The 25,877-nt window shown below is 43.2% G+C and carries 28 protein-coding genes; 9 read left to right on the top strand and 19 right to left on the bottom strand.

Features of this window, described 5'->3' with window-relative positions; all coding sequences use genetic code 11:
• Positions 1-21: 21 nt before the first annotated feature.
• The 4 genes from MHH68_RS02385 to MHH68_RS02370 form a co-directional block, all read right to left on the bottom strand.
• Positions 22-2,208: a DNA topoisomerase III gene (locus tag MHH68_RS02385; protein ID WP_058015361.1), complete on the bottom strand. Its 2,187-nt coding sequence runs from the start codon at positions 2,206-2,208 to the stop codon at positions 22-24.
• 72 nt (positions 2,209-2,280) lie between these two features.
• Positions 2,281-3,336 carry a tartrate dehydrogenase gene (locus MHH68_RS02380; RefSeq protein ID WP_339164964.1) on the bottom strand — a complete coding sequence of 352 codons (1,056 nt, stop codon included), beginning with the start codon at positions 3,334-3,336 and terminating at the stop codon, positions 2,281-2,283.
• A gap of 98 nt (positions 3,337-3,434) precedes the next feature.
• Positions 3,435-4,367, bottom strand: a complete 933-nt coding sequence (locus tag MHH68_RS02375) for a DMT family transporter (protein WP_169057602.1) — start codon at positions 4,365-4,367, stop codon at positions 3,435-3,437.
• Positions 4,357-5,184, bottom strand: a complete 828-nt coding sequence (locus MHH68_RS02370; protein ID WP_306011741.1) for an AraC family transcriptional regulator — start codon at positions 5,182-5,184, stop codon at positions 4,357-4,359. The genes MHH68_RS02375 and MHH68_RS02370 overlap by 11 nt, the downstream gene beginning before the upstream one ends.
• Before the next feature lie 154 nt (positions 5,185-5,338).
• Here MHH68_RS02370 and MHH68_RS02365 point away from each other — a divergent pair, with 154 nt between their 5' ends.
• Together MHH68_RS02365 and MHH68_RS02360 are read left to right on the top strand one after the other, a co-directional pair.
• Positions 5,339-6,013 carry a GntR family transcriptional regulator gene (locus MHH68_RS02365; RefSeq protein ID WP_339164960.1) on the top strand — a complete coding sequence of 225 codons (675 nt, stop codon included), beginning with the start codon at positions 5,339-5,341 and terminating at the stop codon, positions 6,011-6,013.
• Positions 6,014-6,149: 136 nt separating this feature from the next.
• Positions 6,150-6,446 carry a DUF3817 domain-containing protein gene (locus MHH68_RS02360; protein ID WP_008347156.1) on the top strand — a complete coding sequence of 99 codons (297 nt, stop codon included), beginning with the start codon at positions 6,150-6,152 and terminating at the stop codon, positions 6,444-6,446.
• A 171-nt stretch (positions 6,447-6,617) separates the two neighbouring features.
• Here MHH68_RS02360 and MHH68_RS02355 read toward each other — a convergent pair whose 3' ends face one another.
• Positions 6,618-8,867 (bottom strand): DUF3592 domain-containing protein, encoded by a 2,250-nt coding sequence (locus tag MHH68_RS02355; protein ID WP_339164958.1) that lies wholly within the window; start codon positions 8,865-8,867, stop codon positions 6,618-6,620.
• A gap of 160 nt (positions 8,868-9,027) precedes the next feature.
• Here MHH68_RS02355 and MHH68_RS02350 point away from each other — a divergent pair, with 160 nt between their 5' ends.
• Positions 9,028-9,246 carry a hypothetical protein gene (locus MHH68_RS02350; protein WP_058015356.1) on the top strand — a complete coding sequence of 73 codons (219 nt, stop codon included), beginning with the start codon at positions 9,028-9,030 and terminating at the stop codon, positions 9,244-9,246.
• Between the two features lie 13 nt (positions 9,247-9,259).
• Positions 9,260-9,442 carry a FeoB-associated Cys-rich membrane protein gene (locus tag MHH68_RS02345; RefSeq protein ID WP_061406788.1) on the top strand — a complete coding sequence of 61 codons (183 nt, stop codon included), beginning with the start codon at positions 9,260-9,262 and terminating at the stop codon, positions 9,440-9,442.
• Between the two features lie 619 nt (positions 9,443-10,061).
• On the opposite strand, the gene MHH68_RS02340 is transcribed toward MHH68_RS02345, so the two are convergent.
• Positions 10,062-10,484, bottom strand: a complete 423-nt coding sequence (locus MHH68_RS02340; protein ID WP_058015354.1) for a pyridoxamine 5'-phosphate oxidase family protein — start codon at positions 10,482-10,484, stop codon at positions 10,062-10,064.
• Positions 10,485-10,774: 290 nt separating this feature from the next.
• Positions 10,775-11,644 (bottom strand): SDR family oxidoreductase, encoded by an 870-nt coding sequence (locus tag MHH68_RS02335; RefSeq protein WP_058015353.1) that lies wholly within the window; start codon positions 11,642-11,644, stop codon positions 10,775-10,777.
• Between the two features lie 154 nt (positions 11,645-11,798).
• Between MHH68_RS02335 and MHH68_RS02330 the strand changes: the two genes are divergently transcribed.
• Positions 11,799-12,410, top strand: coding sequence for a class I SAM-dependent methyltransferase (locus MHH68_RS02330; RefSeq protein ID WP_058015352.1), 612 nt, complete (start codon positions 11,799-11,801; stop codon positions 12,408-12,410).
• 17 nt (positions 12,411-12,427) lie between these two features.
• Here MHH68_RS02330 and MHH68_RS02325 read toward each other — a convergent pair whose 3' ends face one another.
• The 3 genes from MHH68_RS02325 to MHH68_RS02315 form a co-directional block, all read right to left on the bottom strand.
• A complete protein-coding gene (locus tag MHH68_RS02325) occupies positions 12,428-14,515 on the bottom strand; it encodes a BglG family transcription antiterminator (protein ID WP_339164953.1) in 2,088 nt (695 codons plus the stop codon).
• Positions 14,516-14,645: 130 nt separating this feature from the next.
• Positions 14,646-15,728 (bottom strand): C45 family peptidase, encoded by a 1,083-nt coding sequence (locus MHH68_RS02320; protein ID WP_339164951.1) that lies wholly within the window; start codon positions 15,726-15,728, stop codon positions 14,646-14,648.
• Between the two features lie 89 nt (positions 15,729-15,817).
• On the bottom strand, positions 15,818-16,450 hold the full coding sequence (locus MHH68_RS02315) for a GDSL-type esterase/lipase family protein (protein WP_339164949.1): 633 nt from the start codon (positions 16,448-16,450) through the stop codon (positions 15,818-15,820).
• Between the two features lie 403 nt (positions 16,451-16,853).
• On the opposite strand from MHH68_RS02315, the gene MHH68_RS02310 reads away from it, so the two are divergent.
• Positions 16,854-17,489, top strand: a complete 636-nt coding sequence (locus tag MHH68_RS02310) for an FMN-dependent NADH-azoreductase (RefSeq protein ID WP_034283819.1) — start codon at positions 16,854-16,856, stop codon at positions 17,487-17,489.
• A gap of 45 nt (positions 17,490-17,534) precedes the next feature.
• On the opposite strand, the gene MHH68_RS02305 is transcribed toward MHH68_RS02310, so the two are convergent.
• From MHH68_RS02305 to MHH68_RS02270, 8 genes are all read right to left on the bottom strand, one after another.
• Entirely contained in the window at positions 17,535-18,296 is a 762-nt protein-coding gene (locus tag MHH68_RS02305) for an IclR family transcriptional regulator (RefSeq protein WP_058015348.1), read from the bottom strand.
• Between the two features lie 14 nt (positions 18,297-18,310).
• Positions 18,311-19,324, bottom strand: a complete 1,014-nt coding sequence (locus tag MHH68_RS02300; protein WP_339164946.1) for a biotin-dependent carboxyltransferase family protein — start codon at positions 19,322-19,324, stop codon at positions 18,311-18,313.
• Positions 19,321-20,067, bottom strand: a complete 747-nt coding sequence (gene pxpB / locus MHH68_RS02295; RefSeq protein WP_339164944.1) for a 5-oxoprolinase subunit PxpB — start codon at positions 20,065-20,067, stop codon at positions 19,321-19,323. The genes MHH68_RS02300 and pxpB overlap by 4 nt, the downstream gene beginning before the upstream one ends.
• A gap of 18 nt (positions 20,068-20,085) precedes the next feature.
• The gene (locus MHH68_RS02290) at positions 20,086-20,877 is read right to left on the bottom strand and encodes a putative hydro-lyase (RefSeq protein WP_268497214.1); all 792 of its coding nucleotides are present in this window, start codon (positions 20,875-20,877) and stop codon (positions 20,086-20,088) included.
• 5 nt (positions 20,878-20,882) lie between these two features.
• Positions 20,883-22,100, bottom strand: coding sequence for an NRAMP family divalent metal transporter (locus MHH68_RS02285; protein ID WP_180309561.1), 1,218 nt, complete (start codon positions 22,098-22,100; stop codon positions 20,883-20,885).
• Between the two features lie 26 nt (positions 22,101-22,126).
• On the bottom strand, positions 22,127-22,885 hold the full coding sequence (locus MHH68_RS02280) for a 5-oxoprolinase subunit PxpA (RefSeq protein WP_169057617.1): 759 nt from the start codon (positions 22,883-22,885) through the stop codon (positions 22,127-22,129).
• 165 nt (positions 22,886-23,050) lie between these two features.
• Positions 23,051-23,806, bottom strand: coding sequence for a Cof-type HAD-IIB family hydrolase (locus MHH68_RS02275; protein ID WP_339164940.1), 756 nt, complete (start codon positions 23,804-23,806; stop codon positions 23,051-23,053).
• A gap of 127 nt (positions 23,807-23,933) precedes the next feature.
• Positions 23,934-24,203, bottom strand: a complete 270-nt coding sequence (locus MHH68_RS02270) for an excalibur calcium-binding domain-containing protein (protein WP_268467710.1) — start codon at positions 24,201-24,203, stop codon at positions 23,934-23,936.
• A gap of 184 nt (positions 24,204-24,387) precedes the next feature.
• Between MHH68_RS02270 and MHH68_RS02265 the strand changes: the two genes are divergently transcribed.
• From MHH68_RS02265 to MHH68_RS02255, 3 genes are read left to right on the top strand one after another with little or no spacing between them, the layout of a single operon-like run.
• Entirely contained in the window at positions 24,388-24,765 is a 378-nt protein-coding gene (locus tag MHH68_RS02265) for a VOC family protein (RefSeq protein WP_003214168.1), read from the top strand.
• 24 nt (positions 24,766-24,789) lie between these two features.
• Complete coding sequence (locus tag MHH68_RS02260; protein ID WP_061406774.1) at positions 24,790-25,083, top strand: DUF5316 family protein; 294 nt, start codon at positions 24,790-24,792, stop codon at positions 25,081-25,083.
• 25 nt (positions 25,084-25,108) lie between these two features.
• On the top strand, positions 25,109-25,348 hold the full coding sequence (locus MHH68_RS02255; RefSeq protein ID WP_061406772.1) for a DUF2651 family protein: 240 nt from the start codon (positions 25,109-25,111) through the stop codon (positions 25,346-25,348).
• A gap of 31 nt (positions 25,349-25,379) precedes the next feature.
• Here MHH68_RS02255 and MHH68_RS02250 read toward each other — a convergent pair whose 3' ends face one another.
• The gene (locus MHH68_RS02250) at positions 25,380-25,772 is read right to left on the bottom strand and encodes a RidA family protein (RefSeq protein ID WP_058015339.1); all 393 of its coding nucleotides are present in this window, start codon (positions 25,770-25,772) and stop codon (positions 25,380-25,382) included.
• Between the last annotated feature and the right edge of the window lie 105 nt (positions 25,773-25,877).

Here is a 25,877-nt window from a genome sequence, read left to right as displayed (position 1 = left end):
TCCGCATGGGTTTTTATAGAACTATTGATCTAATTTTAATTTCTTTAATTGTTCAGCTAGTGCGTTATTAATTGGTTCTTCCACTTTCTTTTGTTTCTTCATATATTTAGACACATCGTGCTTACTGGCTTTCTTTTGATTGGATTGAGATTTGCGTTTTTCGAAGACAGACAGCTTTTCTCTATGGCCGCATACACAAGCAAAGATTTTACCATCACCTTCTCCGCGCAGTTCGAGCTTTTTATGACAGTTCGGGCAGCGTGCATTTGTTTTCTTTGCCACATTTTTACGATGGCCGCATTCTCGGTCCTGACAGACGAGCATCGTGCCATGTTTTCCATTCACTTTCAGCATGAGTTTACCGCAGTCTGGACAATGGGTGCCAGTGACATTGTCATGCTTAAAGGTTTGGTTCGTCTGTTTGATTTCAGATACGGCTTGTTTGGCATACGATTTCATTTCACTCATGAATTGAGAAGCTTTCAATTGCCCTTTGGCGATTTTAGAAAGCTTTTGTTCCCATTCCGCTGTTAATGCAGGTGACTTTAAGTCTTCAGGCACTAACGAGAGCAGCTGCTTCCCTTTTGATGTGATAAAAATGTCTTTGCCCTTTTTCTCGATTAAGAAGCTATTGAACAGCTTTTCAATAATATCCGCTCTTGTTGCTACTGTCCCTAGACCACCTGTTTCACCAAGGGTTTTCACTAAGTCCTTTTCCTCGTTCTGCATAAATGCCGCTGGGTTTTCCATAGCAGATAATAGGGTCGCTTCATTAAAACGTGCAGGAGGCTTCGTTTCTCCTCTTGTTTCTTTCAGCTGTCGTACGTCTAGTGACTGTCCTTCTGAAAGCAGCGGCAAATGTTGATCTGCCTCGGCTGATTCCTCTTCTTCATATGAATCATCGTACACGGCTTTCCAGCCAGCAGCTTGCACGGTTTTCCCTTTTGCTGTGAACGTTTCACTGCCTATTTTGGTGATCACCGTTGTTTCCTCATACTCAAAAGGATTCATGAGTACAGCAAGGAATCGTTTGGCAATGAGGTCATATAATTTACGCTCTTTATCGCTTAATACTCCTGGGTACAGCTCTTCCTCGGTTGGAATAATCGCATGGTGATCTGACACTTTGGCATCATTGACGAAGCCTTTGTGCGCTTTCACACCTGATTGTAAAATCCGGTTCACATGCTGCGTGTATGGTCTGACGTTCATTCCTTTTAAACGATCTTTTAATGTAGGAACGATATCCGCTGAAATAAATCGTGAATCTGTACGTGGATATGTGACAAGCTTATGCTGCTCATACAATCGCTGAAGCGTAGATAATGTTTCTTTGGCTGAGAAGCCATAGCGTTTATGTGCATCACGCTGCAATTCAGTCAGATCGTACAGTCCCGGCGCGAAAGCTTTTTTCGCTGTTTTTTTCAACGCATCAACCACTGCTGGTTTTCCTTCGCAGGCTGCCAAGCGCTCTTTGATCACACTCTCTTGGAATGTCCGGTTTTGCTTTGTTTTGGCATCCTGCCATGTCAAAGTCAGTCCATCTACTTGTGCAGTCAATCCATAGAACGGCTTTGGCTGAAATTGTTGAATGTCTTCTTCTCGTTTGGCGATCATGGCGATCGTTGGTGTTTGCACCCGTCCGCAGGAAAGCTGTGCATTGAACTTCGTTGTCAGCGCTCTTGTTGCGTTGATGCCGACAATCCAGTCTGCCTCTGCACGTGCAACGGCTGAGCGATACAAGTTATCGTATTCTTTGCCGTCTTTTAAACGTTTGAAGCCTTCTTGAATGGCTTTGTCCGTGACAGATGAGATCCATAGTCGTTTCAAAGGCTTTTTCACATGCGCTTTTTCAAGAATCCATCGTGCGACAAGCTCCCCTTCACGTCCAGCATCTGTTGCGATGACAATGTCTTTGACATCTTTTCTCGCAAGCTGCGCTTTCACTGCTTGGAATTGTTTGCCTGTCTTTTTCATCACCACAAGCTTAAGCGGTTCGGGAATGATGGGTAAATCCTCTAAACGCCAGGATTGAAACTCTTTTCCGTAGCCTTCAGGATCAGCCAGTGTGACCAAATGGCCAAGCGCCCATGTCACAATGTATTGATCTCCTTCTAAAAAGCCATTTCCTTTTTTATGACACTTCAGCACACGTGCAAGATCACGTCCAACCGAAGGTTTCTCTGCTAATACAACTGTTTTTGACACTAGATTTCACATCTCTTTCTTCTATCCATCCTTTTATTATAGCAGACGTGAAGATGCGGTTCTAATGACGGATTATTTCTTCAATCGTTTGATGATTTCATTCGTGACTTCTTGCGTTTGATAGGCGCCGCCGATGTCTGCTGTTAAAAAGCCATCTGCTGTGACTGATTCGATGGTTTCGAGTAGATGGGTGCCCAGTTCTTCCTCTCCGAAATGATCCAGCATCAATTTAGCGGTCCAGATTTGACCAATCGGGTTGGCAATTCCTTTTCCAGCAATGTCTGGAGCTGAGCCGTGTACAGGTTCAAACATGGATGGGTATTTGCCATTTACATTGATGTTGGCGGCAGGCGCTACGCCAATACTTCCCATAATGGCTGCCCCAAGGTCTGTCAAAATATCACCAAACAAATTACTGGCAACAATCACATCGAATTTTTCTGGTCTTGTTACAAAGAAGGCTGAGAGCGCGTCAATGTGCTGTGAGTCTGCTGTCACCTCTGGATAATCCTTTGCTACGTCTTGAAACACTTCATCCCAAAAAGGCATGGTATGAACGATCCCATTCGATTTCGTTGCACTCGTCACATGCTTTCGCCTTTTTTCTGCTAATTGAAAGGCAAAACGCATCGCACGCTCTGTCCCTTTTCTTGAGAACACTGCATTTTGAACAGCAAGCTGATCTTCTCCTTGATAAATACGGCCTCCAATTTCACTATATTCACCTTCACCGTTTTCTCTGACAACTAAAAGATCGAAATCCTTTGGCTGAGCAAGCGGTGAGCGAATGCCGCTCAGCTGTTTTGCAGGTCTGACGTTTATCACTTGCTCAAATTCCCGCCTAATCTTAATAAGCAGTCCCCAAAGTGATACGTGATCCGGCACTAAATTGGCATCTCCGACAGCCCCTAAGAAAATGCTGTCAAAGGCTTTCAATTGATGTAATCCATCCTTTGGCAGCATCTCGCCATGCTCTAAATAATATTCACAGCTCCACGGAAAATCCTGAAAAGTAAACGACAGACCGCCATGTACTTCTGATACCGCTTCCAAAACTCGTATCGCTTCAGGTACAACTTCCTTCCCAACCCCGTCACCTGGTATCGCCGCAATTGAAACATGCTTCATTCATTTCTCCCCCTTTATTGTCGGTCGACCGTCGACCGTTTAAATTTGAGTTTACTAGAGAGTACATGTTCTTTCAATGGATAAAGGCGCTTTTTTAATCAAAGCGCCTGTTTATCCTGCAAAAGCTTCGAGGGTTTCTCCTTCTTCCTCCCCGTACCTTTTTTATCTGAAAGCAGCAGTCCGCCTAAGGTCAGTGCCGTTCCGAGTGCTGACATGAGGGTCAATCTCTCATGAAGAACGATCATTGAAATGACCATCGTAATAATAGGAACGCCATAAATATACACACTCGCTTTCACCACACCGAGCGTTTTCACTGAAAAGCTCCATGTGAGAAAACAAATGGCAGATGCAAACAGGCCTAAAAACAATAAGTGAAAGGCAAACGACGGCGTCGTCAATCGCTCCCAGTCTATACGAATCTTAAAATGCCAAATTAGGGGAAGCATCCAGAGCAAGCCGTAAAAAAAGACACGTCTCGTCACTTGAATGATATGGTATCCATATTGGTTAATGATTTTCGATAAAATAGAATAGAAGGCCCAGACAATGGTCGCCGTTAATGCTAGCGCATCACCGATTGGATTCAATTGGAACGTCGTCATTCCATTAAAGCTAATCAGTACAATTCCTGTCATCGCGATGAAAAAGCCTATGAAAAACCGGCGATGCAAAGGCTCATCTTTCAATAAAAAATAAGCCAATAAAAATGAGAAGAATGGTACAACTGAGCTGATGACACCTGCATTCGAAGCGAACGTATAGGTGAGTGCGACATTTTCTAAAAAATAGTATAAGACCACACCACATAACCCTGCGAGCGCAAACATCGCTTCATGCTTTTTACGTTGCACCTTCATGGTGATCGGATAGATCAACATCAGAGCGAGATATCCAATAAAAAACCGGAAAAATAATATTTCTGTTGGTGAAAAAGCCGTTAACAATATTTTGGTTGAGATAAAGGTCGATCCCCATAGAAAAATGGTGAATATGGCCGCTAGATGACCAAGAAGCTGGTTATTTTTCATCTACTGTTACCTGCTTTGCAAAAATGTACTGATATTGCCCTGGTGTGAGCCCAATAAATTCTGAAAAAAAATGACTCAAATGACTTTGATCAGAAAAACCGGCGGAGACTGCCGCATCTACAGGCTTCACTCCTCGTGAGAGAAGCTCCTTCGCATAATTCACTCTCACTGTCTGTAAATAACGATACGGTGTGATCCCTCTGTACTTTGTAAAAGCTCGCAGAAGAGAGTATTTGTTCATGGACACTAGCTCTCCTAAGTCGTCTAACGATATATTTTCCGTAAGGTGTGTTTCAATATATTGCTGTACGTCTTGGACTTTCTGTTCGGCAGCATGCGCTGCTGATGCTTTTTCCTCTGATGTATCAGCGTAGGCTTCAATCAGCTGCTTCATAAAGAAATAAAACGTTTCCTGTTTATTCAAAGCTGGGGCTTCTTCTGTAATCATTTGATGAAGATCATATAATGACTTTGTCAGTTCACTTTGTGAAAACACAGGGGCTTTAAAATGTGGTTTGTACTGAAATATCTTCTCTATTACATCTGCTTCTATATTTAAACAGCGATAATCTAATGTCCTGTGATCCATCTGCTCGCATGCGTGATTGTCATATGGATTAAAAAGAAGGATGTCTCCCTTTTCAATGATGTATTCTTCATTTTGGCAAATCAAACGTCTTTGACCATCTTCAATAAATCCAATCACATAGTATGTATGAAAATGATTCGGGAACTTTTGCATGATGCCATGAAAGCGATACGCCTCTATTTGCAAGTCCTGATCAAAATGTACCGTTCGTTCTTCTTGTGTTTTCATGTCGATCCCCTCTTTCACTGAACTGATCATTAGTGTAGCACACCCTTTTTCTCTTGCATTGTACGATATTGACTTTTCCGATGCAGGCTTGCCTAGAGGGAAAAACTTGGATAACATGAGACAAAAGATGATGTGTAAATGAGGGAAGGACAGAATGAATTCATTCGAGATGGAAAGACCAGCACCATACCATATGCAATTTTATGAACAGCTGAAGCAAATGATTTTTGATGGACAGTTTCAGCCAGGCGAACGCATCAATGAAACACAGCTTGCCAAACAATTTGGTGTAAGCCGTTCACCGGTGAGAGAGGCGATGAGGCTTTTAGAAAAAGATGAGCTCTTGATCGCTGACCATCGGTCGGGCTACTCTGTTTATACGTTAACAGAAAAAGATGTCGAGGAGCTTTATCAAATTCGGATCGCCCTAGAAACACTTGCTGTAGAGCTTGCATGCAAGGAGGCCGCGCCAAGAGAGCTGGATGAAATTGAGCAGGTTCTTACGCAGGCAGACGAAGCAATCAAACAGCAGCTGCCATCTAAAGACATCGTCCAGCTACATGAAGCCTTTCATCAAAAAATCATTCTAGCGAGCCACAATCACCGCTTATATAAACAATTGAATCATGTGAATGCACTCATTCATTTTTGCCGTATCTTTCATTTTAGCGGCGGGGCGCGTGCTGAGACGATTCAAATAGAGCATGCTGCCATTTATTCTGAAATGAAGGAACGCCGCTCCACAGAAGCCGTTCAAGCGATGACGAATCATTTGTTACATGATGTGATGCACTTAAAGCAAGTACTCTCTGAAACAAAGAAGGATTAAGTGATTTTTCCTTTTTCCCATTTTTTAAGCATTACATGAACATATTTTGAATTTTTCGTAGATTTCAGCATGTCCTGACGATCTTTCGTTTATATTAGAAGATGAGAAACTAGCTTTTATACAGGAGGATTTGTATATGCATACAAGTATTAGCCGTCTTCGACAGGCGGGTTTTATTGAGGGTATGTCTCTTTTGACCCTTCTTTTAATTGCCATGCCTCTGAAATATTTTGCGGATATTCCGATGGCAGTCACCATTGTAGGCTCTCTTCATGGCGCATTGTTTGTCATCTATATGCTTATTTTGGCATATGTGACCTTTAAAGTTCGCTGGCATTTGAAATGGTCGATCGCTGGTTTTTTTGCGGCTTTCATTCCTTTCGGCAACTTCGCCTATGATAAGGTGCTCCGCCAGTATGATACAAAAGCTTAATCAAAAAGGGCTAAAACGACATTCGTTTTAGCCCTTTTTCTTCTTTTCAGCGTGATAGAAAACCTTTGCAGCCCTAGGTAGGACGGCTACTTTTGCGGAGCGAATTTGACATTCGTGAGCACCAGCACGCAGGACTGAATGCGAGGGTTTGTCTACACACTGAAGTATTTTTTAAATCGATGCATATTTCACAATGGCTGCTTGACGCGTCATTTCGTGATATGCCACCCATAATTCATCACCCGGCAGTACGCTAGTGATTGGATCGATTGGCTGTTTCACTTCATACATGATGCCATCTCTCTCAATCTGAATGATCGCTAGCGGCTGGTTGCCGATGACACCAGCAAATGCGACATGGGTCACTTTTGCACCTCCTTGTTTCTCTTGCATGAGGCTGATTTCTTTATCCAGCTCTTCTTGTTTTGTCTGCATCGTGATTTGAGTTCCTGGCGCGACCTCCATATGATCAGGGATGAATTGACTGACCGTTTTTGTGATGGACTGATTCCCGCTAGAAACCGTCACATCCAGCATGATCGGCTTCTGACCATGAATCGTGACTGGATATTGCTTCACCCGCTGGATGGTTCCTGTTAATGTTACGTCTTTCCCCGATCGATTTCGCACTTCATGGCCATAGGCTGCCATTTTCAACTGACCGCTGATGTCGACGAGATCGGCTTTCTCTCCTGTTCTAAATTCAAAACCAGCGGCTTGAATCATTGGAAGGGTATACCTTTTCTGATCTGCTTCAAATGTAAGCGATAAGACAGTGCCTCGTCCTACGGTTCCATATGATTCTACATCTCTTAAAACAGCTCCTTTGATAAACTTTGGCTCACTTGTCTTTGAGAAGTCCCCCTCTTTTAAGAGCATCGCCTTTTTCTTCTTCGGATTGTAGAGAACGGGAATACGCTGACCCGGCTGCGGTATCTGCGTATAGGATACAACCGTTTTAGCCGTCTTCTCGATGTTTTCCCCATCATATTGAAATTGCAGCTGCATTTTGACAAGCGGCTGTTCGTTGATGTAGGTACCCGTTTCTTTGACAGATACAATATTGGCTTCTAATGTGACACTGTCCTTGATCTTATTCTTTCTCACCAGTCTCAAAATCGGCGGCAGGAAGATGGCTAGCACAAATAACAGCAGTGGAATAAACAGCCAAATCGCCCAGTTGAGAATGAGCGGTCCGCCTTTCATGACATATTGCATAAAGGTGTCAACAGACGTTTGGTGAGCAGGACTTGCGTTTTCGATTGAGATGACTTTTTGCAAAGGAAATTCCTTTAGCTGTTTGCTTTTCGTCTCAAATGCACCCGTTAATTGATTTTCGAATGAATAATAGATCCAATCGCTTTTCACATTTTTATTGAAAGAGAGTCCTTCTCTTTGTAAAGTTTCATATGAAAACGACTGAAAAAGCTTGGTGACAGACGTTGTCTTATTCGTGCGATGGTTATAAATATAACCAGTCAGCTTGCCTTTTGCTTCGTCCTTTGCTGTAGAGCCTGCAAGAAGAACTTCTTCTTCATTAAGCTGGTAGATAAAGGTTTGATAAATCGGTTTTGGCGTTGGGACGACTTCCCCAAGCCTTCCCTCTGCATTCACTTTCCTTGGTCTTTTTGGATAGTTAGATTCGACAGCGACTGCGAAGTTTTGGGATGTTCCGATCGTTTTTTCCAGCTGCTTCTCCACTTTATCTTCAATGAGGCTAAATGGTTCAGCGTTTTTGGAGACATACACCCCAAGCTGGTTCTTATCGTTTGAGACTCCGCTGACATACGCCTTCTGATCATTTTTCAAAGTCAATTCAAATATAGGAATAGGCGTCTGCCCTCTAAAGGAATTCATGACGACATCGATGGAAACGGGTCTTGCTGGCAGTTTTAGCTCGTTGAGATTGTGCACATGAAACTGACCATTCTTTAGCTCACCAAGGACCGCAACGGTACCTTCCATTTCCCCTGTAAACACAAGCCGCCCATTCCATTGATATGTATTCGTTTTTAAAAACGAGGGTATCTGTAGATTTTGCTTAACGAGCTCTTTCTTTTCCCCGCTCGGCGTTAGTTTCTCGATCAACAGCTGCCCCTCTTTATTTTTTAAAGCAAGTAAGAGGTTGTTCCCTTGAATGGATGGCAGCATTTCATTAAACGTATCGCTTTCCGTGGTCCATTCACTGATTCTTTTTCCTGATTGAGGATCATACATTCCAAAATGGAGCTGCTGGTCTTTTGATACAGCACTCACCACTCGTTTCCCTTCATCAAATGTAAATATTTGTTTGATGTCATATTGCGTTGCTTTCCCTGCTGACAAATCACCTTGGTAATGATTCCACACCAAGACACTAAGAATGATTGCTGGAATAAAGAAGACAATATACCTGAGGAAAATCACTGGTATTCTTTTCACTTGATCGCTTCCTTTCATGAGGTTCCTTTATCTTGTACGTTAGTGCAGCGAGAATGTTTCATGCTAGAAGAATACCATTCCAACTTTCCAAATCCATATTTTACAAACTTGGTTGTTTGCGATAAAATCCAATCAGATTCGAAAAAAGGATGTTATCTCAATGGATAAGCTATCATCGATCATTCTAGCGGCTTGGCTGCGTGTTCCTCGTTGGTTCAAGCAATGGGTGCTTGTATCCATTTCCATTTTCTTTTTTTATATGTGTTTTGTAAAGGGGCTGACTAGCTGGCACACCTTGCCGCCTGTCACTTTGCTCTCATGTGTGATTGCTTCCTTCATCATTTGGCTGATGTGGCTTAAAGGTCAAAAAAATAAATGAAATGGGGAAAATCATGAAAGAATCCATCAGTTATTTTGCTATCTCTTTTGTTCTGCAATGGGTTTGGTTTGGCATCGTGCACCCAAATAAAGGCGTGACACTCCTAGACATGTTCATCTTTTCTATTTTGTTTGCGGTGATGTTCTTCTTTATTCGGAGGATTTGGCAGTATCAGAAGAAAGGCCGAAGTGAGTGATCATGAAGCCCGCCTTGTTCACTGTTATCACCTGTGCGATCATTGGCCTATTTTTGATGTCGAAGCCTTTTGAAGCGGACGCTATGCGTTTGGTTTCTACCTTCATTTTCCCTTTTATTGGGCTTGTTGGTTTCGGGTTCCTATTGTTTAACCCAATGAAAAAGGCTGCCAAATAGATGGCAGCCTTTTCTTTACTCTTTTCATGCAAATAAATAATCAATGTTTAATCTCCGTTATGGAGTGTATGAATTAAGATTCGATCATATCAGTGTGTCATATGTGTTCCGAATGAACCTACGTTTGAAAGTAAACGCCATGGAAGTTCTGGATAACAAGACAACGAAAGCCCTACCTCTCATTCGTCCTTACGGCTCCGAAGCCGTGCCAGTGTGAATTGTAAATCAAAACGTCTTTTTTCCACTCTTCCGCTTTTATAGGGGGCGGGTGCAGAAGGAAAAGAATAAGTTTGCTCGCTTTGACAGCGTCTCGTTCTTATCTAGTAGAAGCTCTATTGCTTCTCATTATGTCATAGAAAAAAGAAAGTTTACTTTCTTTATTTATTTGCTTATTTCAACACTTAATACCATATTATAACACGTTCCCCCAGCTTACGCAAGTGTTAAAGTGATAATTCTGCTGGTGTACGGCTTCCTTCATTCATGTAACGAATGGAGGTTGGATCAATCTTCAGAATCACTAGGTTCGGATCATCTTTTCCTTTAAACCATTTCTCCATTTCCTCAGACCAAAGGCGGTCGATTAGTTCTGGATCGTCGGTTAATGTGGCGGTGCCTTCGATTTCTGCATACGTATCACCGAATCCTTCACCTGAATAACCAATGAGAATATGGACGTTCGGATTTTTTTCAATTTCATCTGCTTTATGTGTTTCTTTGCTTGTTGGTGTATATAATGTCAGTCCCTCATGGAAAAAAGTCATGTAGCGGGTATGCGGTTTATCCTGTTCAACAGTCGCCAGTGTTCCGACCTTTTGTTCATCTAATAGGTTGAGTACCTTTTGTTTTAATTCTTCTTGTGACATATCGTTTCACTCCTTCAAATTTCATCCGTACTCTTAGGTTTCCACGACAATCCATTCATTAAACAAAGAAATGTGTTTTTCATAAAAAGAGAGCTTCTGGCTGATGCTATAGAAAACAGGCTCAATGAAGGGAGAAGTTGAACATGCATCATGAAACGATGTTCCATTTAAGTTCACTTGTCATTGCGGCAGTTGTTGTGGGCATTATCGTATGGTCTGTCTCATCTGTGCAGAAGAATCGCAAGAAATACTAAAGACACCGCCCAATCAGGTGGGCGGTGCGCTATTGATCATGTATTCATAAAGGAACCGCCGTTGACGTGTAGTGTTTGTCCTGTCATATAAGACGATTCGTCAGAAGCAAGCAGTACATAGCAGCCAACATGCTCTACAGGCTGTCCTGGTCTTCCCATTGGGGTTTCTGCCCCGAAGCTTTCCACACTATCCTCATCAAATGTAGATGGAATAAGCGGCGTCCAAATTGGACCTGGCGCTACACCGTTCACCCGAATTCCATCTTTCACAAGCGACTGTGCCATAGAACGCGTAAAGCCGTTGATGGCCCCTTTTGTCGCCGTATAATCAATCAGCACTTTGTTGCCTCGATATGGGTTAATGGAAGTTGTATTAATAATTGAACTTCCTGGTTTTAAGTAATCCAGTGCTTTCTTCGTAAAATAAAAATAAGAATAGAAGTTGGTTCTAAAGGTTTGGTGAAGCTGTTCACTAGAAATATCCTGAATCCGTTCTTTCGGGTGCTGTTCAGCCGCATTATTCACTAAAATATCTAATTGCCCAAAGGCTTCAACTGTTTTTTCTACCGCTTTCTCGCAAAATGCTTCGTCACCGACATCTCCTGCAATCGTTAAACATTTGACGCCTTCCTGTTCTACGCGCTTTTGCGTATCCTTTGCATCCTCATGTTCATTTAAGTACACAATGGCGACGTGTGCCCCTTCTTTTGCATAGGCAACAGATACAGCACGTCCAATTCCACTATCTCCGCCTGTAATCAATGCAACTTTCCCTTTAAGCTTGCCAGACCCTTGATATGATTCATCCTCAAAGATCGGCGCAGGGTTCATTTCCCTTTCACTGCCTGGCTGCTGATTCTGCGTTTGGCGCGGAATGCCATTTGTTAAATATTCACGTAAATCCATGAGTAAGCTCCTCCTTGATTTGTTGATGTATCCTTTCATTACCACCTCATTTTTTCACTCAAACATCCCTATGCGGCACAGATGCGTTTTGAAAATCGGCATGTTTCAAGATGGATAAAATCGGTTACATGATCAATAAAAAGGAGCGTCTCAAATGCTGTCAACCATTTCGAAAACCTTTAGCAAACCAAAAGGCTGGCTCGGAAGCATCGCAGGCTTCATTATGGCAAAAGAAAATAAAGCGTTGAATCAGTGGGCGATCCAGCACTTAGATCTGACAGATGGTGAAAACATTTTGGAAATCGGCTATGGGCCCGGCTACAGCATCAAGCATATGCTTAAGCATTATAAAGATCTTCATATAGATGGGCTAGATGCTTCCTCGACCATGCAGGAGCAAGCACAGTCCCGCGTCAGCAAACGGTCAAAGGACAAACAAGTCCGACTGTATGTAGGAAAAATTGAGAAAACACGTTTGCCGGGAGAGCAGTATGACAAAGTGCTGTCTGTGAACAACTTTACGATTTGGGATGATCCAAAGACTGGCCTGCTCAACCTTTATCACACGTTGAAACCCGGCGGAAAGCTCGTCATTGTGATGCAGCCAAGAGAAAAAGGTGCTGATGCGAGCCGGACAAAAGAGATGGGTGAACATATATTGAATGATCTACAGTTTGCAGGGTTTGACCATTTTTCTGTTGAGTATGAGGAAATTCGTCCAACGCTTGCTGTCTGTGTCACAGCCAAAAAGCCGAGAAACGAATAAGCTCTCGGCTTTTTTTCTTACCATTTTGCTTCTTTTACAAATTGATAGAACAGCTGATGCAATTTCTGTTCAATGTCTTCCTTTGATCCATGACCATAAAGCGTCATGCTTTCCTCACTTTCAATGATAGATGAACTGATCAGACTAAACATTTCTGACCCTTCCTTGCCTAGCTCTTGCGGCGCCAGCATCATGAGCATTCGTGACATCTGCTGCTGCCCGCCGTCCATGCTTTTCACCTCGTATGCCTGATCAAGATCATACATATGAAAGATTGGTTCCTTGATGAATGCATGCTTTAAATGAAAAAGAGCAAATTCTGTACCTGGAATTCCTAAACCGCCTTGCTGTTCACGTTCTAGTAAACCGCTTGCTACCTCATCCGCATGTGTGATAAACCCTTCATCTTCAAGCTGACGAAGCAGCTGCCTGATTGTAGCCTCATGCTGCGGCATTGCCTTTCTATTTTCGATGGTAAAATGGGACAGGATGCTGCGAATAACAGACATGTAATTCGTCACCTGCTCTGCAACCGCCATCATATTAACGGATTCTTGTACCGGTTCTTTGGCAGCTTCTTTCATCCTTTTTTTCTCGATCATATAAGGAATCTTTCGTTTAATATGAGCCTTCACACGCATAGCATCATCCTCGTTTAAGAGCGGACTGACCATGATGTAATCGATATGCTCATATGGGATAGGGACGGTCGAGACAATCATGTCATAGCTTGATGCATCGATTTCTTTTAGTTCCATCAAGGAAGACAGATCAAATTCGGCGATCTCCGGCAATTCTTTTTTTAAACGAGATGCGAGCATTTTCGACGAACCGATGCCGCTTGAGCACACGACCAATGCATGAATGTTCGTTTCTTCTTTTTTGATTTCAAGCACTGAACCAAAGTGAAGCACAATAAAGGCGATTTCATCCTCTGGAAATTCGATCTCTGGAAAGAAACGCTCGACTCCTTCTTCAATTGCCATGAAAAGCAAAAAGTAGTCCTTTTTAATTTGTTGTGTAAGTGGATTATAGATTCTCATCTTTTCCTTTAAACGGTTCATGGCAGGTTCGAGATGAGACACGAGTCCCTCATACAATGAATCATTCTCATTTAAATGGTAGCCGGTTTTATTTGAAATAAAATCAATGAGCTTCTTCGTTCTAATTGCGATATCCAGCTCGATTTCATCAATACGGTATTCTGCCCCAAAGCTGCGGTTTGCACTGCGCAGATGGATGGTCATATATCCAACTTCCGCTTCTGGGATCTCGACATTAAACATGCGTTCAAGCGCTCTTGCGATTCGCAGTGATGATTCAAATTCTTTCGTCCGCTTTAGTTCAAGTAGCTCTTCCTCTTCCATGCGAATGGTTTCGCCAAGCTGAATCCGTTCAATGGCATAGGTTAAGTGAACGACAAGCGCAATATAGGCGCTATCAGATAAAGAGAGTGACAGTCTATTTTTTAAATGAAAGAGCAGTCTTTCTACCTTAAGCAGCTGCCCTCTGCTGACAACGCCAAACACCTTTTCCGTCGCTTTCGTTCGATGCTTGATATTCATTTCAATTGTTTCTAAAAATAATTGAATATCGAGCCGGTCGACAATGAGGTTGCCGACAATCTTTCGTTTCGCTTCCTCCGGTCCTTTTAATTCAATGCCATACCCGCGTTTTCGGATCAGTTGCAAACCGTAAGGCGCGATCCACTCCGTCAGTTCATCTAAGTCATAGCTGATGGTCGCATTTGTGACCTGCAAATCGGCAGCGAGTGTATATAATTTCACCGGTTCCTTTGCTTCAAGCAGCGCACATAGGATTAAGAGCTTCCGTTCGTCAGAGCTATATTCAATTTGATCCTCATTTGACATATGAGCAAGAAGCCGCTGTTTATCCTCCTGTTCACCGACTGCCTTCAAGCCTTTCCCCGGCTGTTTATCTAGTGAAAGGTCATAATTCTTTAATATGGGTTTAATCGATTTTAGTTCTCTATGAATCGTTCTTGTACTCACCTGAACAGAATCGGCTATCTCACGAATGGTGACATAACGATTTTGCTGAATGATGTATTTGATGATCTTCTGTTCTCGTGCCGTTATGTACATGAAATGCCTCCCTCTGCAAAAATAGGTCTATTGTCACACCTTAATATAAAACGCTTTCAACAAACGATGCAATCTTAAGTTGATCTGACTTTGGCACATCAGCTGTGACAAAATTAAATACAACGTCTGATCATACATTTCTCCAAAATGACGGTCCATAATCCTTTTGATGAAATTGAACCTTCTGTTCATGAAAAGGCAGTGAACCCCCAGCTTTTAAAGAATACGTCGGATTGTATACTGGAGAGCCAAAGCAATAATCCATCGTTCCTTCTTCCGGGCGAAAGATGACGGTTCGCATTGTTCCAAACAGCTCCTCATAATTGTGCACAGCTAGACCATCAGGATATTCTGTCTGAAACAGCTTAGTAAGAGAATCACTTGATCGTCGTTGTTCTAAAGCCTCCAGTAACATGTCGTATCTGACAACAGAATGATGTTTCGTCATTCCTTTTGCCGTTTGATCAGCAAGCGGATGGTTTGTGGCTGCAATATAACCTGCCTCCGGTCTTCTCACCATTTTCAGGCCATCAATGATTTCAATCACAGCCGCTTCTCCTTTTCGATCGGCAAGCATAAGGTGAACATTAGAGGCAACAGGCATTTCCTGAATAGAGAAAATGGCTTCCTCAACCGTTCTACAGGTTTCCAGAACAGACCGTATCACATGATACACTTGCAAGCCGGCAACTGCCGGAGGCTTTAAACCTGGTTCATTTCCAACCGGCGGACCACATGCAGAGAATGTGACAGAAAGACCATGCTCATTCATCCCATCAGATCTGCCAAACAAGAGCAGCGACGAGCCTGTATGATATGCCAAGCCCTCCACATGTGTCGTCACAAGACGCATATCATCAAATATCGGGGAAAAATCATAGTTTCGCAGCATGATCGTTTGTTGACCTGCCCCCATATTTCCCTGCCTCACACAGTGGGAACAGCCTGGCTTTAGATGAGATGAATAGTAAAAGGTCAAATAACGCTCATCCAATTGCAGTTCATCACAAAATCCAGCAATCTCTTCTTCTAACTGGGGAAGATATGGGCGCATCAGCTGCTTCGTTTCTTTCACAGCCTCTTTTTCAAGCGGTTCTGTTCGAATGTATTGTGTCTGTAGCCCTTGCTTCTTCTTCATCCAGACAGCCTGCTGCTTTCCCACTTCATAAGCGGTTCCTGTCATTTCTTGAAAATATGCACTGATTTCCTCCATGCCTGAACACCTCTTTCACCTTCGTTTCTTTTATCATATCGAAACACTCCTTCATTTAAAAGGATGAAAAAAACTGCAATCCCAATGGATTACAGCTGTTTGCAGGATTGTTGAAACAATGTTTTTGCCATTGCTTCATATCCTTTATGATTTGGATGAAATTGATCAATCGATAAGTACTCATGTTCATGTCCTTCAAACGCCCGGTACACATCCACGACCTCTACATGTGGATTTGCAGCAAGCGAGCGAAGCTGATGATTGTATTGCTGAAGCCACCGCCCGGCTATTGGTATTTGCGGAAAAGGATTATATAAATTCATGAGATATATGCAATAGGCCTGCTTCTGTCCCCTTTTGATCTGAGCGATTTCTTGAATCATTTTGTTGAAATTTACTTGGCAATGCAATGTCGCTTGCAGCAGTTTCTTTTCATCTTCACCCTTTTCATACTGCTGAATCGCTTGAACAAGGTCATTCCCACAACCTGTGATAGTGATGATGTCAGCTGCTGCAATAGCACGTCTCACATCAGATCGTTTGAACAGCTGTAAAATCTGATCCGTCGTTAACCCTGACTTTGCAAATACAGACAGCTCGACTGGTGTATGTGTCTTTTTTTCAAGCATCCACTGATACCGCTCTGCGAAGCCTCCGCCAAATAAACGTGCCCCCACTCCAACTGTTAAGGAATCTCCAATCGCAACATAGGATCGTCCCACTCTTATCCCTCACTCTCTCCTGCCTTCTCTTATATATACGAAATCGGAGAACAGATGCTTGTAGCAGATGACTTAGAGACATTCATCTTTTTTTCATGAGACGTCTTTACAAACTCTTCACTTGCGAGATCGGCTGATTTTTTGTTCAATAAGAATAGGTTTAGATCATGAAGTTTGCACCTGCATGCGTTCCAGAAAAATTTACAAACTTTTTATCTTGATTTCGAGACTTTATACCTTGACTTCAAACTACATTGTGATTACAATAAAAATATCAGTTTTTATGTAACTGTGCTTGTTACATCTTTTTCATAGCATTCCAATATGATTAAAGATGCCACATATTCAGTGTATCTTTGGGATACGCTAAAAAAATCACTGAAACAGAAAGGATTGAATGAACATGGCAAAAGTTTTATACATCACTGCACATCCGCATGATGAAACAGTTTCTTACAGTATGGCTACTGCTAAAGCATTTATCGAATCTTATAAGGAAGCAAACCCAAGTGACGAGGTTGTACATATCGACTTGTACAAAGAAAACATCCCTCACATTGATGCAGATGTATTCGCTGGCTGGGGCAAGCTGCAATCAGGTGCTGGCTTCGATACACTTTCAGCTGAAGAGCAAGCAAAAGTTGCTCGCCTAAACGAATTAAGCGATCAATTCGTTTCTGCTGACAAATATGTATTTGTTTCACCACTTTGGAACTTCTCATTCCCACCAGTTCTTAAAGCATACATCGACTCTGTTGCTGTAGCTGGTAAAACATTCAAATACACTGAGCAAGGTCCTGTTGGATTATTAACAGACAAAAAAGCTCTACACATCCAAGCACGTGGCGGATACTACTCTGAAGGTCCTGCTGCTGAACTTGAAGCAGGCCACCGTTACCTTGGTACAATTGCGAGCTTCTTCGGCATTCCTTCTTTCGAAGGTCTTATCGTTGAAGGTCACAATGCTGAACCTGCGAAAGCAGAGCAAATTAAAGCAGATGCGATCGAACGTGCAAAAGCTTTAGGAAAAACTTTCTAATTAACTGAACGCGAAAAGCCAATGATCTTAACGGTCATTGGCTTTTTATTTATCTAGATGAAAGCCTAATTCTCTGGAGATACCGCTCGCGGCTTTTTTGACTTGTTCAATTAAGTATGGAAGACGTTCCTTTTGATAACCTGCTTCAAACCCTGCAATGCTAATACCTGCTGTGACTTCTCCAAGGTGATTGAATATAGGAGCTCCAACCGCAGCTGTATAGTTTTCAAGCTCCGAATAACTTAACGTATAGCCCCGCTCATTTGATTCTTCCAGGATGTTTCGAAGAACCTCTTTATCTGTAATGGTCCCGATTCCGATTTTTCCTAGCTCAATCGAATCGATATAGGCAAGTCTCTCGTTCTCTGGCAAAAAGGAGAGAATACTTCTTGCACAAGCACCCGCATATAAAGGAGAGCGCCTGCCGACGGCGGTGTAGAGACGAACAGGCTGCGTCCCTTCAATTTTATCAACGTAAATGGCTTCGTCTCCTTCACGAACGATGAGTTGTACAGCTTCTCCCACTTCATCCCGCAAGCCTTCCATAAATGGTCTTGCAATTCTCCGAATATCAAGGCGGTCCGCCACAAGCTGACCGTATTCTAGAAACATCAGACCTAACCGATAAACGCCTGAATCTTGCTTTTCTAATAACCCCATATCGGTTAACGAGCTCGCCATGCGGTGCACAGACGTTTTCGGCATGCCGGAGAGCTCGATCATTTCATTCAATGTTAATTGGTCACGTGTGATAAACAGCCGCAAAATCTCCATTGATTTCACGACGGTTTTATTTGTGTTTTGCATGTGCATCCTCTTTTCTAAACGAAGGCTTCCAGCTTGATTCTGGCAGCCAGCTCCTTCAGTTCTGCTTCTTGCTTAAATAGCGCCTGCTCTGCATCCTGATGGTCGATTCGCTTAAAATACAAATTCGCCCCAGGCATCGCTTGAGCAATGAGTGGCAGGTCGACCGTCGCAACTTCTCCAATCCGCGGGTATCCGCCTGTTGTTTGCCGATCTGCCAGCAGAATAATCGGCTGACCGTCAGGAGGAATTTGAATAGAACCAAAGGCAACCGCCTCTGAAATCAATTCAAGCTTTTCTTTTAAATGAACCGGCTCCCCCTTCAAACGACAGCCCATACGATCTGATTGAAGCGTGATTTGATAAGGCTGCTCAAAAAAGGTGCTTTGAGATGATTCTTGAAAAAAAGAAAGGTGTCTCCCTGACAGCACCCGAATCACGGGCGATTTCCGCAGCGGTAAAAAATGCGTATGACTTACAGTCCAATCGGGTGCGCTGTACGCCGCCTGTTTTAGATTGCTTTTGAGTCTATCAGACAATCGATCCGCTACGATTGAAGGCTTTCCAACGGACAGGACGTCTCCTTTTTCAAGCGGACGTCCGTTCAGTCCACCGATTCCTGCTCTCACATAGGTGCTTTTGCTCTCCATGACCGGCTCCACATCGAATCCACCTGCCACAGCAATGTAAGAGCGGCACCCCCTCTTGCAAGGACCAAAGGTGATCGTGCTTCCTGATCGAACAAAGAGTGGTTTCCATAAAGGGGCTGGCTCTCCATCAATATCGATCTCCACATCAGCGCCAGTCACTGCAATAAGCTCATCCTTTTGACACGTCAGCACAGGGCCCGGCCCCATTAATGTGATTTCCAGTACGGCTTCGTTTTCCTCGTTGCCTGTGAGAATGTTGGCAATTCTAAGTGAGAGCGTGTCCATGCCGCCGCTCGTTAAGACGCCATACTTTTGATAGCCTTTCCGTCCTTTATCTTGAATGGTTGTGAACATTCCTGACTTGATGACATGGATACTCAACGTTCTGCCTCCTTCATGCTGAAAAATTCCTTTTCAGACATTTGGACAAATCTAACCTCGTCTCCTGCTCTTAATAGACTTGGGACTTTTTCGTCTGGACGAAAGAGTGGCAGCGGGGTTTGTCCGATGAGCTGCCAGCCGCCAGGTGTGGAAATCGGGTATACGCCGGTCTGCTTTCCCGCAATGCCGACAGATCCTTTTGGAATGGACATTCTCGGTGTTTCCCTTCGCGGGGCTGCGATCCTTTCAGACAGCCCGCCTAAAAACGGAAATCCTGGTGCAAATCCAATCATATAGACAAGATACGTTCCGCCAGTGTGAATACGCACGACTTCCTCTGGTGTTAAACGATTGATCCGGGCGACTTCTTCTAAATCAGGGCCAAGCTCTCCCCCATAGCAGACCGGTATGTCGATGGTGCGGCGCTGAATCTGATTCCCCTCCTGCCATTTCTCTTCAAGGAGTGTTTCAATATAGCTTTTCACCCATTCATAGGGGGATAAGTCTAGTTGCTGAAGATGCGCCGATTGATAAACGGTATACGGCTCGTAAAAAACAGTCACGTTTGTAAAGGCTTGAACAGCTTCCACATATCCGTCAAATGGATGCTGTTCAATACATGAAAACAACTGCACAACACGTTCATGAATTTCTTCACATATGTCTGTTCCTGCTTGAATCACGATTGCTGCATCTCCTAGCGGGTGGAAGGTGAAAGAATCTTTTATCGTTGAAAATGCCACTTGAGGACCCCTCTCTTTCTAAAGCACACCGAGCTGTTGATCTCGTTGATCTGTGATGAACATATGCCCAGGTGCATGGGTAATCGCAATCTCTGGTTTTGTATGCATGACAATGGCTTGCGGCGTCACACCACATGCCCAAAACACCGGGACCTCTCCTTCTTTGATGACGGATGGTTCTCCAAAGTCCGGCTGATCCACATGAGCAATTCCAATCATCGCTGGGTCACCTATATGGATGGGACCGCCATGAACTGATGGGAATCTAGACGTCACTTGTACACTTCTTGTGATCTGATGCGCCGGAATGGGTCTCATGCTGACGACCATTGGGCCATGAAATACCCCCGCCCTTTCACAAGCGATATTCGTTTGATACATCGGAACGTTATGACCGTTTTCAATATGGCGAACAGGGATATCATTCAGCATGAGCGCATGCTCAAACGTAAAACTGCAGCCGATGAGAAAGGCAACCATATCATCTTCCCAATAAGTAGAGATATCTGACACCTCTTCTTGAAGAATCCCTTTTCTGTAAATACGGTATTTAGGAAAGTCCGTACGAATATCCGCTTGGGGTGCTGACCTTCTCGGCACTGGATCACCTGGCTCCAGTACATCCAGCAAGGGGCATGCAGCCGAATTGCGTTGACAAAACAACAGAAAATCAAAAGCAAGTTCCTTTTTGACGATCATTAAATTGGCTTGAGCATATCCCTCTGCCAGGCCTGCCGTCGGTCCTGTGATTTCTTTTTTACGAATCAACTCTCTAATCTGTGAAGGCTCATATGTTTGATAGATATTCATTCGATTCAGCTCCATAGTTTTGGAATTTCATTGATGATGGTATATCCGCCCATCATTGCCATGATGACAACGACAAATGCGCCTGATACTGTCAAAAAGAATGGATGTCGATAATCCCCGACAATGTCTTTCTTATAAGCCGCTACCAGCAAGGTGCCAAGCGCGAGCGGTAAGATCAATGCATTGATCGCCCCAACTAATATCAATATGTTCACAGGTCTTCCGATCGTAATAAAACAAATGGTCGAGAGGGCAATAAAGCCGATGATAATGCCACGTTGATTTTGCTCAATTTTTGGTGAGAAGGTTTTAAAGAAGGAAACGGATGTATATGCTGCTCCAATAACGGACGTAATCGCCGCTGCCCACATAATGATCCCGAACATTTTATAGCCAACATTTCCAGACGCTAACTGGAATACAGAAGCAGGCGGATTCGCTGGGTCAATCTGTAAGCCCTTTGAAACCACTCCTAGCACGGCTAAAAATAAAGCGACACGCATCACAGATGTAATCAGGATGCCGAAAACAGAGCTTTTTGTCACTTGAGGAAGTGCATCCTTCCCTTTAATTCCAGCATCTAATAGACGATGTCCACCAGCAAAAACGATATAGCCGCCAACTGTCCCCCCGACAAGTGTCACAATCGATAGAATATCAATTTCTTCTGGGACAAAGGTTCTGAGTGCCGCTTCCCCAACTGGCGGTGCTGTTGAAATCGCCACATAAAGCATCAGGCCGATCATGACAAAGCCCGCTATCTGTGTGAAACGGTCCATCGCTTTACCAGCCTCTTTAATCACAAAAATCAGAATGGCAATGGCAGCACTGATGGCTGCTCCAATTCGCGGATCAATTCCTGTGATCACCTGAAAACCGAGACCAGCACCAGCAATATTTCCGATGTTAAAGGCAAGTCCTCCCATGACAATCAAAACAGCCAGTACATATCCGAGACCCGGCAGAACCATATTTGCAATCTCCTGCCCTCGTTTCTCTGACACGGCGATAATGCGCCATACATTGGTTTGCGCAAAAATATCTAACAAAATAGAGATTAAAATGACAAACCCAAAGCTAGCCGCAAGCTGCTGCGTGAAGACAGTCGTTTGTGTTAAAAATCCCGGTCCGATGGCGGACGTCGCCATTAAAAAGGCTGCGCCCATCAGCATAGACCGGTTCCCCTTTGATGCCTTCTTGTGCTTCACTTCCTGTTTTTTCATGCTGTTTCCCCCTTTGATGACGACTTTTATTGAAAGGCCTTGAGATGAATGCTTGCTTCTTTAAGCTTCGATGTAATGGTTTTGGCAAATTGGAGCGCATGGATGCCGTCTCCGTGTATACAGACCGTATCTGCTTTAAGCGAAATATCTTCCCCTTGAACGGTATGAACCTTCCCTTCCCTCACCATACGAACAACCTGCTTGACTGCCAGTTCATCGTCTTCAATGAGTGCATGCGGTTCACGGCGCGATGTCAGCGTCCCGTCTTTTTGATAGGTCCGATCAGAAAACACTTCATGCGCCACTTGAAGACCCATTCTCTCACCTGCTAACGCAAGTTCACTGCCTGAAAGCCCGTATAATACAAGACTTGGATCGACATGATACACAGCCTTCGCAATTGATTCAGATAATTCAGTATTTTTAGCCGCCATGTTGTACAGGGCGCCGTGTGGCTTGACATGCTGCATCGTGCCGCCTTCTGCCTGAAGAAAGGCTGATAGAGCGCCAATTTGATAGACGACGAGATCATAGGCTTCCTCTGCTGAAATCGCCATTGGACGTCTGCCAAAGCCGACTAAATCTTGCAGACCCGGATGAGCACCAATTTGCACCCCTTTATCCAATGCCATTCTGACGGTTTTTCTCATCACCGTTGGATCTCCTGCATGAAAACCGCAAGCAATGTTGGCTGAGGTGACATATTCTAAAATTTGTTCATCTGAACCGATTGTATATTGACCAAAGCTTTCTCCCAAATCACAGTTGATATCTACTTGATACATAGGATCCCCCCTTTTTGTTCCGAATAACGGAAATTGAAGTCCGAATATTCGAATTTATATTGATTATATCAATTTTGGCTAGATTGCACATGACATTGTTAGAAAACATAACAATAGAACTAGGAGAAATAAAAAAACGAGAGGATATCACCTCTCTTTTTTTATTTATTTAGACAGCACCCAATGATGGATCGCTTTTGCTACACCGTGTTCTGTGTTAGGAGCTGTAATCCAATCAGCGGCTTCTTTCACCACTTCTTGCGCATTTCCCATCGCAATACCTAATCCGGCTTCTTGGATCATAGCCATATCATTTAGGCTGTCGCCAAGTGACATGACATTGTCCATCGTACAGCCAATGCGTTCTGCTACCTTTGCAAGAGCTGCCGCTTTGTTAATGCCAGCTGCATTAACTTCAATATTAGTCGGACTTGAATTTGTGATTTCTAGATGCTCGTTTGTTTTCAATGTATTGAGTACTTCCTCACGAACGTTATCATCATGAATATCAAAGCCAAATTTCAACCATTCATGGTCATGAATTCGTTCTGGGAATTCACCTCTCCACACCTTATCCACAGTGGAAGCCCAGTAATCGGTTTCGTACCTATTTTTTAGATCCCACATCATTTGGACATGATCAGGATGCAGCAGATCTCGTTCGATCAGCTGGAAGTTTGAATCCCAAATTTCACTTCCGTTTGCTGTCACAAGGTAAGAAGACAGCTTAAGCGGCTCCACCAGCTCTCGGCATGTCATCAGTGTGCGCCCTGTGCTAATCACCACATGGACCCCTTTTGCTTCAGCATCTTTAATGGCTTGTTTATTTTCCTCTGGAATGACGTGTTCACTGTTTAACAGCGTGCCATCCATATCAATGGCAATCAATCGGATGTCTTTCTTATCAGCTTGTATGGACAAATTGAGTACCCCACTTTGTATCATTTTTTGTAACTATCTTTATTTTAATATAAAGAGGGAGAAGGCACAAAGGGACGAGTTTGATCCCACAGAAAAAAGACCTTGTTACAGGTCTCTTCACATTGGCTTAACGTTCACATGCAATCCCGTCTTTATCACGGTCAAGTCGCTTATTTTTTTGGTAAAGTGCTTTTGACACATACGGCTTGTACTTTGTTTTGCCGCCTTTGTTTTTCGTGTTTTTGCTTTTTGCGACGCCGCCTTTATAGACTTTGTTCAGCGCTTTGCAGTTTTTGTAGGACTTGACTGTTTTTGCATCTGCAGTGTGGGTGTTGACTTGTGTAACGCTTAGTAAAAGACCTAGAGACAGTACAGCCACCATGATTTTTTTCAACATGTAGAATCCCCCTATTTTTTCTATTTTTACATTTTTATCATATGTCACCACTTTTTGTTTTTCAAGACTATCGAGCTAAATATATTGATTTTTTTGGAATAAATCATGCTTTATATCCTATATGGTACACTGAGTGGGAAACCTTTCCGGTTTTGACACGTATATGAAGAGAGGAGTTTTTCACATGAAAATGAAATATACCATTCTATATGTAAACGATGTTGAGGCAAGTATTCATTTTTATCAACATGTACTTGGCTTTCCTATGAAACTTAGGGTTGAATCCTATGTTGAGTTTGATACTGGAGATGTGACCCTATCAATTAACTCACGTCAGGATGTCAAAGATGCACTTGGATTGCCTGTCCCAGAAGCCAATCAATCCTCTCAAACGTTCGAGATAGGGTTTGTTGTGGATGACGTGGAACAAACCATTGCATCAATGAAGGAAAAAGGGGTTTCGATTATTAAAGAACCTGCAAAAAAACCATGGGGTCAAACCGTCGCTTATGTCGCTGATCCTGATGGTCATTTCATTGAAATATGTGATGCGGTCTCCTAATCTTCTTTAAAGGAGTGAACCAGTATGAGAAAAAAACATGCCTTTATCGCCGGTGTTTGCTCAATGATTGTGGTTAGCAGTGCCGCTATTATTTTGCAGCACCATGAGTGGATAGGATGGATCAGTGGTGGTATCTCTATTATCGGGATCATGATGTCTGGGCTTCTAATGGGGGCTTGGACAAGCGGAGATGAAACAAGAGCCGCCTATCATTCTGAAACGAAAGAGCACCGCATGTGGCGTCTGGATACGGCCTTTCTCATGATGATCTTTGCACTTCCGCACATGGCAGTGTCGATCTTTTATTTTTTAATGTAAACACTTGTTAAAAGGAGTTCGTCATATGGCTGTTTTTATTTTATTCGTTGTATTTGGCTTCCCTATTCTTTCTGTGCTGATTGGCATTTTTGGCACAATGCTTTTGAAGAATGTTTGGATGCCGACTTTGATTGTCCTGTTAGCCAGCGTCATTCTCATGTACACATACATTGGCGGGGAGGAATCCTTTCTCATTTGGGTCATTATCTACACCGTCTTTACGTTGATCGCTGCATGGATGACAAAGCGGTTTCGGTTCAAGTAAAAAAGAACAGTTTGCACTGTTCTTTTTTTGATCAAATATCGGCGCACCATAGCTCAATTTCAATTTTCAGCTCAGGCCATCCTAAAGCTGATACATAAGCAACCGTCATTGATGGGTAAGCTGTTTTGAAGATCGTATCCCACTGAGGATATAGATGATCCCAGTCAATTTCTTCCGTTGCCCATATATTGACCTTGATGACATGCTCTTCATTCAATCCTTCTGATTCAAGAATTTTTTTGATATTTTCAAACGTATTGGTTACCTGGTCGTTTAAACTTGATGGCACTTGTCCATCGATATCTGTTCCGACTTGACCCGATGTAACAAATAATCCCGCGCCCTTTGGTACTCGTGTGATATGACTATAGCTGCCAACGGGCTTCGGCATACTTTCTGGGTTTTTCCTTATGATTTTTTCCATGTGATTTCCCTCACTCACTTTGATTTTTCTGCTAGTCTTCTCTTCATGTAGACAGACTTCACCAATTTCTATCTATCCTAAAAGAAAACAGCAGTGGAGTATCCA

This window comes from Bacillus sp. FSL K6-2841, from assembly GCF_037976435.1.
Taxonomy (GTDB): domain Bacteria; phylum Bacillota; class Bacilli; order Bacillales; family Bacillaceae; genus Bacillus; species Bacillus pumilus.
Note: the sequence above shows the minus strand (reverse complement) of the source record. Positions and strands in the feature narration are given on the sequence as shown.